The organism is Campylobacter sp. IFREMER_LSEM_CL1846 (assembly GCF_025772105.1).
In the GTDB taxonomy this organism is placed as follows: Bacteria; Campylobacterota; Campylobacteria; order Campylobacterales; family Campylobacteraceae; genus Campylobacter_D; species Campylobacter_D lari_D.
Genome location: NZ_JAKMRM010000003.1, coordinates 89946 through 103678, shown reverse-complemented (window position 1 = coordinate 103678; position 13733 = coordinate 89946). Strand labels below are relative to the sequence as shown.

Sequence of the window (13733 nt, the reverse complement as noted above, 5' to 3'; positions counted from 1 at the left end):
CCAAATAAGTTTATAAAGATTTTAAAATATCTTCATAAGCTATGCAAAATTGCTCCAAACCATCATCAAGCAAATCTTTACAAGCTTTACTTAAAGCATCTTTTGAAATATTTGCATTTAATTTTTTCTCTATACATTCATCTTTCAAAGGCTCTTTAAATATAATTTGCTTACCTTTAAAAGCCTTAATAGCATCTAGTGGTGCAGTATTAATAGCTTTATCATAGAGTAATTCTTTAATATAATAATCTTTTTCTAAATCATCACCCTTAACACCTGTACTTGCAAATAAAGCTCTAATATTTGTTTCATTTTGTTTAATGATATAATTATAAGCCTTTGTTGCAGTAAGAATTCCTATATAATTTTTATCTAAAACTTGATTATTTAATAATCTATCAAAACGGCTTACAAAAATACTAATAACTGCTCGAGGCTCTTTTTTAGCTGTGGTATTATTTTTTCTAAATTCTTTTAAACCTAAATTTAAAGCTTCAAAGCATTTTTTAGTTTGCTCAAAATCAAAAATCAAAGTAGCGTTAACATTAATACCATTTTTCATTAATTCTTGCATTACTTCATAAGAAGCTTCTGTAGCAGGAATTTTCATCATCACATTTTCTTTTGCAATTTGCATGTATAATCTTTTTGCTTCGGCCAAAGATAGGCCAGTATTATCTTTTAATCTTGGATCAATTTCAATACTAATAAAACCATCATTATTTTCATAATAATTAATAGCTAATTTATCCGCAGCCTTAGCTATATCTTCTATCGCAAGATACTCATATAAAGCTTTTTTATCTTTAAGATTTGATTTTTTGATTTTTTCTTTATAAATAGCTGAGTTTAAAATCGCATTTTTAAAAATAGCAGGATTTGAGGTAGCACCATTGATTGTTTTTGAGTAAATTAAATCTAAAAATTCATGATCTAAAAATTCATTTTCTATAAAATCACACCATAGTGAAAATTTTTTCATTGTATTACCTTTATTATTTCTTTTAAATCTTTCTTATCTATACAAATATCTGCATGAGATTTTAAAATTTCTTTGGCACAAAAAGCTATTTTTAATCCACATTCTTTAAACATAGAAATATCATTAGCTCCATCGCCTACACACATAATTTCTTCTGTTTTTAAATTTAAAAATTTCTTAAGTCTTTGTAGTATAATACCTTTTGAGTTATTAAACATAATTTCTCCGCCAACTTTTCCTGTTAAAAAACCATTTTTACTATGTAAAAAGTTAGCAAAACCAAAATCAAAATGAAGTTTATTTTGTATTAAATCAATTCCTTCATGAAATCCACCACTAAAAACGATTATTTTTATATTCTTACTTTTTAAATATTCACATAATTCTTTAGCGCCATTCATCAAAGGTAAATTTTCACAGCATTTCTTTACCTGCTCTATAGGCATACCTTCAAGCAAAGCTACTCTAGCACTTAAGCTTTCAAAAAAATCAAGCTCACCATTCATTGCTTTGTTGGTGATTGCTTTTACAGCATCACCAACATTATATTCTTGCGCTAAAATATCGATAGTTTCCCCATCCATTAGCGTAGAATCAAAGTCAAAGGCACAAAGCTTTATCATTAAAACTCACGCTTTAATAAAGCTTCAGCTTTCAATATAGTCAAGATATTTTCTTCTCTTTTGCCTATACCAAAAATCATACCTTTTTCTTTTAGTAAAGTTTCAGGTGGTGGATCAATCCTACTTCTGTGAATTTTAATAGCTTCTGTTAATCTATCTATCACAAAACCTGCATTACCTGCAGGAGTTTGATTGCCATTTGCTATACCTTTTAAAACAATATATCTTGTTTGAGGAGTCATTTTAGAACTACCTTGATTAAATCTTTTAGCAAGATCAATCAAAGGCATAACATTACCCCTCATATTAAATACACCTAAAACATAATCAGGTACACTTGGAACCCTAGTATATTCTATAGGTTTAATAATTTCTTGGATATTAAGAATTGGAATAGCGTATTCCTCATCTCCTACCACGAAACCAACAAGCTGAATAATATCCTCTTCTTTATCTACATCAGGTTCTGCAATTTGCGCTTGTTGTTTTTGCAAAACCTGGTTTAATTTATCATTCATCTTCTTATCCTAGTTTTAAATTTTTTCTAACTACATTTTCTAAGTACTCTGGAGAGTAAGGCTTAGTAATATACTCAGTCATTCCTACTTCCACACCTCTTAAGCGGTCTGATTTACTAGTTCTTGAAGTTACTGCAACAAGTGGGAGGTTTTTATATTTAGAATATTTTCTAATTTCACCTGCTAAGGTATAACCATCCATTCTTGGCATTTCAATATCAATCAACACAGCATCAATATCATGCTCGCCTGATTTAATTGTATTTAATGCTTCAACACCATTAGTTGCTTCTATAATACTTACACCTAGTGGCTCTAATGATTTTTGCATGATATTTCTATCCATTTTAGAATCATCCACTATAAGCACTGTATAATCACTTGGTTTTTCTTTAGTTGTTTTTTTAGATTGCGATTCAATTTGTGCTTTAATATCAACTTTAATTTCTTTAGCTATATCCATCATAGCAGCAACATCGATAATCAAAGTTACTCTACCATCACCACGGATAGTTGCTCCTGCTATACCTTGGATATTTTGCAAATACTCACCCATAGACTTGATAACAATTTCTTCTTGACCTACTAAAGTATCTACTATAATACCAAGCTTACTTTCTGCCACACCTATAACAACTACATAAGTTTGATCAGTATTTTCAAGCACTTGTTTTACGCCAAATACATCTGAAAGTCTTACTAAAGATAAAACCTCATCTCTTAAGCGAAGTACATTTTTACCTTCAATGGTATAAATATCATCAATTGGCACTCTAACTGTTTCAAGAACACTTGCAAGTGGAATAGCATAAAATTCTTCTTGAGTTCCCACAAGTAAAGATTGAATAATCGCCAAAGTAAGTGGAATTTTAAGCTTCATCACAGTGCCTTTTCCAAGCTCACTATCGATTTCAATCACACCATTTAATTTTTCAATATTAGTTTTAACAACATCCATTCCAACACCACGCCCTGAAACATTGGTGATTTTTGCAGCGGTTGAAAAACCTGGTTTGAAAATCAATGCAAATGCTTCTTTATCACTCATTTGATCAGCTTCACGCTCTGTGATTAAGTTTTTCTCTATTGCTTTTGATTTTAACACATCAGCATCTAAACCTTTACCATCATCGGCAATTTCAACAACGATATGATTTCCTTCGTTATATGCTTTAAGATTAACCGTTCCTTTTTCTGGTTTACCATTAGCTATACGCGTTGCTGGATCTTCTATACCATGATCACAAGAATTTCTAATCATATGCATAATAGGATCGCCAATTTCTTCTACAATAGACTTATCAAGTTCAGTTTCTTCCCCTGAAATTTCAAGCTCCATTTGTTTACCAAGTTCACGGCCTAAATCACGCACAACTCTTGGGAATTTATTAAATACTTTCGCAATAGGTTGCATTCTTGTTTTCATAACCGCAAGTTGAATATCTGTAGTGACAATACTAAGTTGAGAAACAACTTGATTTAATTCTTCTAAGAATTTTTCTCCATCATATCTTTCTTCAACATCATCATAAATTTTTAACAAGCGGTTTTTACCTAATACAAGCTCACCAATTAAGTTCATTAAATGATCAAGTCTTTTAACTTCAACCCTAATTGTTTGATCCATATTTGCACCACTGCTTCCACCACCTGCTGCAGGGACCTTTTTCTCAGCTGCTGCATTTTGTGCTTGTGGAGCTGGTTTACTTGGAGTTGGAGTTGATTCTTGAGTTTTTTTCTTTTCAGCGCGTCTTGCTTGATCTTCAGCTTTTCTTACTTTTAAAAGTCTTTCAATTTCAGCTTCAACTTCATCATCACTAAGTTTATTTACATCAACTTCAGGTTCTTCAGCTTTTGGCTCTTCTTTAACTTCTTCTTTTGGCTCTTCAGTCTTAGCCGGAGTAATTGATTCTAAACTTTCTCCTTCTGAAATTGCGGTTAATCTTGCACAAATTGGAGCTATATCAAGTCCGATTGCTGTATCATTTCCATTATCTCTAATAGAATTTAATAAAGTCTTCATCATATCAATAGATTCTAAAACTACATCCATTACTTCAGGAGTAATTTTAAGCTCATTATGTCTTGCTTTATTTAAAACATCTTCCATATGATGAGTAAGTTTTGTTAAAACATCAAAATTTAAAAAGCTTGATGATCCTTTAACAGTATGCGCAACGCGGAAAATTCTATTTAATAATTCTAAATCTTCAGGATTTGCTTCTAATTCAACCAAATCATGATCAATTTGCTCGACTAATTCAAAGGCTTCAACTAAAAAATCCTCAAGTATTTCTTGAATATCTTCCATTTTTACTCCTCACCTTTTTCATGTTTTGCTATGATACGAGAAATTTCAGCAAAGAAATCACTTGCATTAAATTTAACTAAATACCCATCTCCACCTGCTTCTTTAACACCTTTATCACTCATAAATTCATTTGATAAAGAAGAGTTAAATACGATAGGAATATTTTTAAATCTCTCATCATCTCTAACTTTTGCTGCAAAATGGAATCCATCCATTTGTGGCATTTCAACATCACTTACAATAATTTTTAAATGTTTATTTAAATCACTGCCATAAGTACTATAAAGCTCTTCTAGTTTATGTAAACCTTCAACACCATCTTTAGCTTCAATTACTTTAAGACCGATTTTATTTAGTAAATCTTTAACAAGTTTTCTTGCAGTTGAACTATCATCAAGTGCTAAAGCCATACCTTCGATTTTTTGAATTTTATCATCGTCAATATCAGTTTGCGGGGTATAAATTCCAAGTTCTTGCACTATACTTTCTAAATCTAGGATAAGTAAAACCTCATCTCCTTCGATCTTAGTTACACCAGTAATTTTACCCTTATCTAAACTACCCGCACTTGTTGCAAAAGTAGCTGGTTCAATATTTTTCCAATTAATTCTACGAATTCTTTTCGCCTCATGGACAATAAAACCGATTAAAACATTACTAAATTCAGTAATGATAACTCTAGGTTTTATATTTGTCATTTCTGGTTCTTGAATTTGCATCCATTTTGCTAGGTTGATTACAGGAATCACCACGCCACGAAGATCAAAAATACCTTCTACATATTCAGGTACTCCTGGAATTTCAGTCAAAAAAGGAATTTTAATGATTTCTCTAACCTTAGAAACATTTACACCATAAATTCCCTCATAGACTTTATCGTGGCCTTGCTTAAAGATGCGAAAATCAACAAGTTCCATTTCATTTGAACCTGTTTTAACGACATTCTCATCAAACATTATGCCTCCTTAAGTTCTATTTTGTGAAATCTGATTTCTGGCTCATATTTTACTATAAAAAAACTTTCCTTGTATGCAAAAGTAGCTAAATTTAGATATTTTATATCTTCATTTTTTAAAAATACATCTTGATGATAATGACCTTCTATTACAAAGCCTATATTATAGTGCTTTAAACGCTCTTTTACTAAAGCAGAAAAATGGGGAATTTTTCTAATAAGTTGTTTTTTGTTTTGATTTTTTAGAATTTTTTGAGTAATTCTTTCTTTACTAATAATATTTAAAAAATTTAAAAAAAGTAGCAAATAATGATTTCTTAAACTTTTTAAGCAAAACTGCAAAAAAGGTTTTAAAAAAATATCCCCATGGGCTAATTTTACTAAGGTTTTATCTTGAAATTCGCAAAGCAAGGGTTGTTGTTTTATACTAAAAACTTTCACTTTTTTAAAAAATTTAGCTAAATTAAAATCATGATTGCCTTCTAAATAAATGATTTCAATTTCATACGCAAGTTCTTCAAGTAAGTCTATATAAGCTTTTGCAAAATCATGCGTGGCCTTTACTTCATAAATTAAAAGATCAAATATATCACCCATTAAAAAAAGCTGTGGAGTTTGAATTTTTTTATTTTTTAAGGCTTGCAAAAACTCCCAAAAACCACGCCTATTTTTATTTTCATGCGCATCGGCAATAAAAATAGCATTTTCTTTTATAATTATTTTTTGCAAAAATTAAAATTCCAAAGCTTTGTATTCTATAGAAATGATTTCAAATTCACTCTCGCCTTTTGGCAAACGCACTTTAAAATCATCCCCTTCTTTTTTACCAAGCATTGCTTTAGCAATAGGCGAACTAATGGAAATATAGCCTTTTTCTAAATTTCCTTCATTTACCCCTACCAAAGTATAAGTGCTTTGTTTTTCACTTTCTAAATCCTCTACAACAACAGTTGAGCCAAATTTCACACTATCATGCTCATAAGAAGATGGATCGATGATTTGCGCTCTTGAGATCAAATCCCCAAGTTCAGCAATCTTTCCTTCTATAAAAGCTTGTTTTTCTCTAGCTGCGTGATATTCTGCATTTTCTTTTAAATCTCCATGGCTTCTTGCTATGTCTATTTCTTCTACTACTTTTGGACGTTCAACTTTTTTTAAATGCTCTAATTCTTTTTCTAATTTCTCATAGCCGTATTTACTCATAGGTTCTTTTTGCATGATTTATCCTTATTTGATTTCATAAAGTATTTTAGCCAAATTTTTTGCACTTGCAAATTGCAAATATTCTTTTAAAAAATCTACTTTATCAAAAAATGCCTTATAATCGTATTTAAGATAAGCTTGATATAAATTTTCCACATTCACTTGCTCTTGTAAAAATTCAGGATTAAGCTCGCTTTTTCCTGCAAAATCTAAAAAGATATTTGCAAGGCCTATATGTTTGAGTTTTACAAAACATCTTGCGATAAATACATCAATAGCTTTAGCTTTATAAGCAAGCACAAAAGGCGTGCCGACCAAAGCTGCTTCAAGTGTAGCTGTGCCACTACAAATAAAAGCAAAATCAGCATTTTTTAGCACCTTTGGGGTGTTAGTTTGAATTTCAAAATTACTCATTTCTCCGTAAATTTCTAATCTTTTTAAATTAAACTCGGGTACGCAAAGGATTTTTTTACCTTTAAATTTAATGCTTAATTCTCTAAAAATAGGCATCAAACGCTTTATTTCACTTTTTCTTGAGCCCGGTAAGAAAGCGATGATTTTTTCATCATCTTTTTTTGAAAGTATAGAATTTATATCTTCTTGATTTTTAAATTCTTTTATCTCATCTAAAAGCGGATGTCCCACATAAGTGCTTTTACTAAAAAACTCACCATCAAAAGGTAAAATAGAAGCTAACACATCAAAATGACTTTCTATGATAGGAATGCGTCCTTTTTTCCATGCCCAAACTTGAGGTAAAATATAATAAATTCTTTTTACTTTGGAATTTGCTTTTTTTAAAGCCTTTGCAAAAGGTAAGTTAAAGGCAGGAGAATCTATACATAAAATCGCATCAATTTTTTGAGCAAAACTTAAACTCACTAGCTCTTTTATGGCTCTTTTAGCTTTTAAAATGAGCGGCAAAACCTCTATAAAACCCATAGCACTAAACTCATGTGAGCTATAAAGTGGCTTGGAATTTAGACTAAATTCTTCACATAAATTCTCATCATAAATTCCCACTAAATCAAATTCTTTATACTCATTTTTATAAGCTTTTAAAACTTCTTTTAAATGCAAATTTGCTGAAGGCTCTAAGGCACAAACTAAAAAGGTTTTCATTTTTTACTCTTTCTTACATCTTAAAGAAATATCATAACCGATTTTTTAATTCTCTAATAGTTTTATTTTAGTTTCACATTGTCTTAATTTCATTATTTGATAAGTTTATAAAATTTGATTACAATTTTATACCTGCTTAGTTTATATAATTAAAAAGGCAAGACAAAATCATCGTCTTTTGATGTAAAAGGAATTTGAGATATTTTCTCTTCAAGATTATCTAAAACAAGTTTTTGCATTTTGCCATTTAACGCTTTAAACCACTTATAAAATTTGTCCAATTCCTCACATTTAATACAACTAGGATTTTGCTGTATATAAAAATTATTTTTAATGATTATGTTTATAAGTTTAGAATTATTTTCAATATACTCATTAAAAGAATTTCTTTGAATAACCTTATCAATTTCTCCTAGAATTTCATTTATATCAGTATTTAATACAGGCTCTCCTATAAAAGAATCAACATAGCCAATAATATAATTTGAAAAAATATTATAAATCGCTTTATCTTCTTGGCTAATTTTTAAATTGACGAAATTTTCTTTGTTTAACTCTCTCTTTATGTCTGCAAAACTTTGATAACGAATTTTTTTTTCTTTTTTTATCATTTTATTTAAAATATCAAAATATTTAAAATTATGTTTATTTTCTGCCAAGTTATTGATAAGCCTATAAACCAAATCACCCAAATAATAAATATCAGTTTGAATCGTATATTCCTTTTGAAAATACTCTTCTGGTAAAGTATCAACATCGTTTCTATTTATAATTGAATTTAAAGTATCCTCGTTTTTTTCTACATCAAAAATCTTCCCCAAGCCAAAATCAATAACTTTAACCACTCCATCATCGCCTATAAGAATATTTTTTTCTCTTATATCCCTATGTATAATGCCTTTTTCTTCTATATAAGCAAAGACTTCAATTAGTTGCATAAAAATAGAATTTAAATTTTCCAAGTTATTTTCATCATCAAAATACTCTTTGATATTTTTCCCTTGTATATACTCCATAATAATATAAGCCGTATGAGTATTTTCATAAGGATAATAATTAAAAATTCTGACTATATTTTTATGATTTAACTTATATAAAATCTTTATCTCATCTAAAAAATTTTTATAAAATCTCTTCTTATCATTTTCATCTAACATATCATCTGGATCATATTTTTTTACAACAAAAAGCTCATCGATAAAAACATCTCTAATCAATAAAACCTTACCAAACGAACCCTCGCCCAAAAAAATGATTTTTTCATAATCTTTTTGTTTGATAAATTTAATAATTTCTTGTTCCATATCAATACACCACTTTCAAGCGTTCTTTTAAAAAGCTTTCTAAATTTAAATAAATTTCTAAATCTATACCTCCAAAGCCATTAATATATACATTTTCATTTTGAGTATTTTTCAAAAAATTTAAAACTTCATCATCAAAATTTATCACATAAAAACTTTGTTCGCATTGATAAATTTTATCTTTTAAAATCATTTTTAGATCATTATCTAAGGTTTTACAATCTTGCAAAGCCAAATTTAACGCCTTTTCATACGGACTTAATTTTGCATGATTTATCAAATTTAAACTATCATTACCATCGCATACAAGCTCTGGTTTTTCCACCATAGAAAACACTTTAAATCCTAAGTCTAAATTTTTATCTGCATTTTCTTTTGCTATTTTTTCGCCTGCTCTTTTAACTCTTTCTATGGTTATATCGCTAATGACTGGGTTTTGACTACTTAGTTCGTTTTTACAAAAATCATAAGCAACTTTGCTTTTTTTCTCATCTATCTTTTCATCAAGTTGGACTAGGATAAATTTACGATTTCCATTATCTTGTGCATTTAGTTCCATAACTGCTTGTGCTGTTGTGCCACTTCCTGCAAAAAAGTCTAGAATAATATCATCTTTTTTTGCATTTGCAAAAAATATTTCTTTGATTAATTTAGTTGGTTTTGGATTTTCAAAAATCAATTTTCCATTAAATATATTTTCTATTTCTTCATTTCCATCTGAAGTCCAATATCCACTAAATATAGAATACATTTTAGATAAATTATCATCTTGATAAGAACAAATAAGATGAAAATTTGTATCTTTATATTGTTGTAGAAAATATTCACCACTATCAATTTTTGACTTTATATCATTATATTTTTTTTCACTAATCATTTTTTCTTTTAAAAAAATATCCAATTCTTCAAACATTAAATTTCTATGATCTATGACTTTTTTCTTATATTTTTTTAAAATTTCAACAATTCTCGGATGTCCATTATATTTACCATGAACTTTTCTTATTAAATCGTTATTAATATCTGCTTTTTCCTTATATTTAAAAAGTCCATTTAAATTTATTTTATCTTTTGTGTATATAAGTATATACTCATGTCCTTCATAAAAATATTTTGCTTGCCCTCCACCTGACTTTTTTTGCCAAATAAAACAAGAAACAAAATTCTCTTCTCCAAAAATCTCATCACAAAGTATTTTTAAATTTGCTTGTTCATTATCATCTATACTTATAAATATCACTCCATCTTCACGAAGTAAATCTCTAGCAAGTTTAAGTCGTGGAAGCATAAAGGAAAGCCATCTACTATGAGTTTTGCTTGATTTTATACTATTAAAAAACCTTAAAGTTTCACTTTCTATCTCAACTCCATTTTCATCGATTTCTAAAAGTCCTGTTTGTTTTAAAAGTTCTTTATAGTCTTTTCTAAAATCATCATTATAGATAAAATCATCATTTTTTGTATTGTAAGGTGGGTCTATATAAATCATTTTGATTTTTTCATAATAACTTTGCTTTAAAAGCTTTAAAGCATCAAGATTATCCCCTTTTATGATGATATTTTTGGTATTTTCAAAATTTAAACTCTGTTCTTTTTCAAATTTTAATTCATTGGTATTTTGAGTATTACATAAAGCATTTGCTAAAGCTTTACCAGCAAAAGTTAGCTCATAACCTTGGACTTTAGTATTTAAACCTAAAAGTTGCATAATTGCATTTAAATTTGGCACATTATCACTTATGGTTTGCGGGTAATTATGTTTTAAATGCTCTAAAAAATCATTTTTATTTTCTTTTGTATTGATTAAATTTTCTTTTTTTATATTATTAATATCTACCATTTAAAACTTCCTTTATACACTCTATGAATTTTTGTTTATTTAATCTTGTATTAAAAACAATATCTATATTTTCATTTTTTAAACTATCATTTAGATTTTTAAAAAATACTTTTGCATAGTCTATCTTTTTCTTTTCATTTGATGAAATATCATTTTCATCATCATAACCTTTACTTTCACATATAAAAAATATTTTTTTACCTTTATCATCTTCTAAAAAATAAGCAAAATCAGGTTCATAATTTTTATATGGAGTTGGAATGCTTAATTTTGGTAATTTCGCAAAAACTTTTATGGTTTTTTTTCTTATATTTTCGTTATTTTCTTTGATAATTTGTTTTTCTATATCAGAATCATAAACCACACTTTCGTAAAGATAGTTTTTAGCTGGTTTTTCATCATCTATGTAGCGTCCTAATTTTTGCATATCTATATTGTCTATAATTTTGCCGTTTTCTACTAAATTCTCATAAGAATTTGAAAAAATATTTAAAGAAAATTCATAACTTAGACATTGCAATAAACTATGATGAAGATTATTTTTAATTATGTTTTTTAAACTATCAAAAGCTTTTTTAGGGGAATTTTCAAATTGAGTTTTATTTAATTTTTCATAAATCTTTAGCAAAAATTGCAAAGGAAATTTTTCGTTTTTACAAAAATTTAAAAATAAATTATGAATATCTTTATACAAACTAGCTTTATAATCAATCTCTTTTAAAATATCAATTTCTTGTGTGATTATGGTATTTTCTTGTGCGTTAAAAACTTTCTTTTCATAATACAAAATTTCTTTTTCTATTTTTAAAGCGTTAAATTCTTTTGCTATTGTTTCTATAAGTTCATTTTCTTTTATATTTTTATAAACTATATTTGCTTTTTTATTTATAATATCCCAAAGCTCTTTAAAATCTTTAGCTAGATTTGAATTTATTTTTATTTTTTTATTTTCTTTGTTTGCATTTATGATTTGCTTGTATTTATTTTGGGAGTTTTCATTAAGAATTTTTAATAAAACTTCAAATTTATCACCTAGAAGTTCTTTAATCTCATCATTATCTTTTATGTTTTCATATATAGGAGATATTATTTCATAATTACTTTGTTCTTCATTGTAAGTGATTAATTTTAATTTTTTTAAAATATAGACCAAATCATTAGCTAAATCTATATTCAAAAGATTTTCTAAAAAACTTTTTTCTAATATTTTATTATCAAAAGCAAAACTAGAATTTGTAATTTCCTTTTGCAAATTTTCTATATAGTTAAATTCTCTTGCACTAACTAAAATATCAAGATAATTAATATCATAAAATTTGCTATCATTAAAATCTAAATAACTATGGGTAATTCTTTTGCCTTTATCATTTACACAAAGTCTAAGTCCACGACCAACTTGTTGGTGTATGCTAATTTGCGAAGAAGAATTTGAAAGCTTGGTAAGGGTAAAAATATTTGGATTATCCCAGCCTTCTTGCAAAGCCCAAACACTAAAAATAAAACGCAAAGAAGTGTCAAATGAAAGTAATTTTTCTTTATCTTCTAAAATAAGTTTAACCCCGTAAGCTTCTTTTTCATCAGCACTCCCTTTATCGCCACTAAAATAACCTTGATGGACTTTTAAATTTCCATCTTCATCAAAATCTTTTTCCAAATATTCTCTATAAGATTTGTCTATTTTAGTTTCAAGTATTTGTTTTCTTTTTTCTTTATAAAGCTCTTCAAATTTATTTTTTATAAAAGGATTATCGCCTCTAAAATCTAAAATATTTGGTATAAAAAATAAGCTTAATGCTTTAATATTTTGTTTAAATAATTTTTCTTCTTTTTCAAAGTGTAAATTAATAGCATTTTGCAAAAGCCCTGTGATTTCTTCTTCACTTAAAATATAACTTTCTTTTTTTTCTATGATAATATCATTATCAAAATACGCTTTATTTTCTTTTACACTTTTTAAAATAGCATTATTTAAAATTTGACAACTATCGCCTTTTTTGATTTTTATTTCTTGTTCTATGCCATTTGAAAAATAAGTAAAAGTAACTAAATCTCTTTTATATTCTTTTAAAAAAATATTTTTATTTTGAGTTCCTAAAGAACTTACTCTAACTTGCTTTACAAGATATTCTTTAAATGCCGATATAGAATCAAGACAATATACTAAATTGCTAAGCTCATAATCTTTTTCTTTTGGAAAAGTAGCTCCAAAACGAAAATAAATAGAATTTAATCTAGAAAAATACTCATTAAAGGCTTTACCTTTAAGCAAATGTGGTTCATCTATAATACTAATAGGCTTTAGATCTATGATATTTTCAAAAATACTTTTTGAATTAAATAAATTTTCATTGTTTTTGTTTAATATATTATCTTTTTTATCTATAGCACTATTTGTTAAAATCAACACTGAAAGCTCATCTTGATTTTTTATATAATGACTGATGATAGAATTTTGGCTTTTTGCATCTGTATAAAAATAAGCTTTTATGTGTTTTTTATACTGCACATAAAAATATTCTCTAGTAAGATCTATGTTTTGCTTTACGCTTTCTAAAATTGCTTTTCTTGGAACAAAAATAATGAATTTATTTTGTTTGTAAATTTTGTTAAGCTCAAAAATCAAATTTAGATAAGTAAAGGTTTTTCCTGTACCTGTTTCCATTAAAACATCTAAATTTAACTTATCGGTGATATTTTGTACCGGCAAGATTGTGGTTTTATAAAATTCTTGCAAACATTCTTTTAAATTATCTTGTTTTTTAAAATCAAAATCTTTTAAAAGCTCTATGATGTTGTTTATGCACTTTTCTTGATATTCTTGTTTTTCAAAAATCATTTTTTTCCCTAACAAAAACTAAAAAGACATTCTAACAAA

General features: G+C 27.4%; 11 protein-coding genes. All 11 read right to left on the bottom strand.

Features of this window, described 5'->3' with window-relative positions; translation table 11 throughout:
• Positions 1-10: 10 nt before the first annotated feature.
• The 11 genes from L8W40_RS02560 to L8W40_RS02510 all read right to left on the bottom strand — a co-directional run bounded on the left by L8W40_RS02560 (position 11) and on the right by L8W40_RS02510 (position 13694).
• A complete protein-coding gene (locus L8W40_RS02560; protein ID WP_263664585.1) occupies positions 11-982 on the bottom strand; it encodes a transaldolase in 972 nt (323 codons plus the stop codon).
• Positions 979-1605 (bottom strand): phosphoserine phosphatase SerB, encoded by a 627-nt coding sequence (gene serB, locus L8W40_RS02555; protein WP_133319538.1) that lies wholly within the window; start codon positions 1603-1605, stop codon positions 979-981. The genes L8W40_RS02560 and serB overlap by 4 nt, the downstream gene beginning before the upstream one ends.
• Positions 1605-2123, bottom strand: a complete 519-nt coding sequence (locus L8W40_RS02550; RefSeq protein ID WP_133319537.1) for a chemotaxis protein CheW — start codon at positions 2121-2123, stop codon at positions 1605-1607. Before L8W40_RS02550 ends, serB begins: the two co-directional genes overlap by 1 nt.
• A gap of 4 nt (positions 2124-2127) precedes the next feature.
• Positions 2128-4434, bottom strand: a complete 2307-nt coding sequence (locus tag L8W40_RS02545; RefSeq protein ID WP_263664584.1) for a chemotaxis protein CheW — start codon at positions 4432-4434, stop codon at positions 2128-2130.
• A gap of 2 nt (positions 4435-4436) precedes the next feature.
• Positions 4437-5390: a chemotaxis protein gene (locus L8W40_RS02540; RefSeq protein ID WP_133319535.1), complete on the bottom strand. Its 954-nt coding sequence runs from the start codon at positions 5388-5390 to the stop codon at positions 4437-4439.
• Positions 5390-6118 (bottom strand): UDP-2,3-diacylglucosamine diphosphatase, encoded by a 729-nt coding sequence (locus tag L8W40_RS02535; protein ID WP_412175452.1) that lies wholly within the window; start codon positions 6116-6118, stop codon positions 5390-5392. Before L8W40_RS02535 ends, L8W40_RS02540 begins: the two co-directional genes overlap by 1 nt.
• Before the next feature lie 3 nt (positions 6119-6121).
• Positions 6122-6607 (bottom strand): transcription elongation factor GreA, encoded by a 486-nt coding sequence (greA, locus tag L8W40_RS02530; protein ID WP_039619215.1) that lies wholly within the window; start codon positions 6605-6607, stop codon positions 6122-6124.
• Between the two features lie 9 nt (positions 6608-6616).
• Positions 6617-7714: a lipid-A-disaccharide synthase gene (gene lpxB, locus L8W40_RS02525; RefSeq protein ID WP_263664583.1), complete on the bottom strand. Its 1098-nt coding sequence runs from the start codon at positions 7712-7714 to the stop codon at positions 6617-6619.
• A gap of 149 nt (positions 7715-7863) precedes the next feature.
• On the bottom strand, positions 7864-9018 hold the full coding sequence (locus tag L8W40_RS02520) for a serine/threonine-protein kinase (protein WP_263664582.1): 1155 nt from the start codon (positions 9016-9018) through the stop codon (positions 7864-7866).
• A gap of 1 nt (position 9019) precedes the next feature.
• Positions 9020-10858 (bottom strand): site-specific DNA-methyltransferase, encoded by a 1839-nt coding sequence (locus L8W40_RS02515; RefSeq protein ID WP_263664581.1) that lies wholly within the window; start codon positions 10856-10858, stop codon positions 9020-9022.
• Complete coding sequence (locus tag L8W40_RS02510; RefSeq protein ID WP_263664580.1) at positions 10845-13694, bottom strand: DEAD/DEAH box helicase family protein; 2850 nt, start codon at positions 13692-13694, stop codon at positions 10845-10847. Before L8W40_RS02510 ends, L8W40_RS02515 begins: the two co-directional genes overlap by 14 nt.
• Positions 13695-13733: the final 39 nt, after the last annotated feature.

What these genes read in the sequence shown, in the direction of transcription:
- L8W40_RS02560 (WP_263664585.1), bottom strand. Translation starts at nt 982, where the DNA reads ATGAAAAAATTTTCACTATGGTGTGATTTTATAGAAAATGAATTTTTA.
- serB (WP_133319538.1), bottom strand. Translation starts at nt 1,605, where the DNA reads ATGATAAAGCTTTGTGCCTTTGACTTTGATTCTACGCTAATGGATGGG.
- L8W40_RS02550 (WP_133319537.1), bottom strand. Translation starts at nt 2,123, where the DNA reads ATGAATGATAAATTAAACCAGGTTTTGCAAAAACAACAAGCGCAAATT.
- L8W40_RS02545 (WP_263664584.1), bottom strand. Translation starts at nt 4,434, where the DNA reads ATGGAAGATATTCAAGAAATACTTGAGGATTTTTTAGTTGAAGCCTTT.
- L8W40_RS02540 (WP_133319535.1), bottom strand. Translation starts at nt 5,390, where the DNA reads ATGTTTGATGAGAATGTCGTTAAAACAGGTTCAAATGAAATGGAACTT.
- greA (WP_039619215.1), bottom strand. Translation starts at nt 6,607, where the DNA reads ATGCAAAAAGAACCTATGAGTAAATACGGCTATGAGAAATTAGAAAAA.
- lpxB (WP_263664583.1), bottom strand. Translation starts at nt 7,714, where the DNA reads ATGAAAACCTTTTTAGTTTGTGCCTTAGAGCCTTCAGCAAATTTGCAT.
- L8W40_RS02520 (WP_263664582.1), bottom strand. Translation starts at nt 9,018, where the DNA reads ATGGAACAAGAAATTATTAAATTTATCAAACAAAAAGATTATGAAAAA.
- L8W40_RS02515 (WP_263664581.1), bottom strand. Translation starts at nt 10,858, where the DNA reads ATGGTAGATATTAATAATATAAAAAAAGAAAATTTAATCAATACAAAA.
- L8W40_RS02510 (WP_263664580.1), bottom strand. Translation starts at nt 13,694, where the DNA reads ATGATTTTTGAAAAACAAGAATATCAAGAAAAGTGCATAAACAACATC.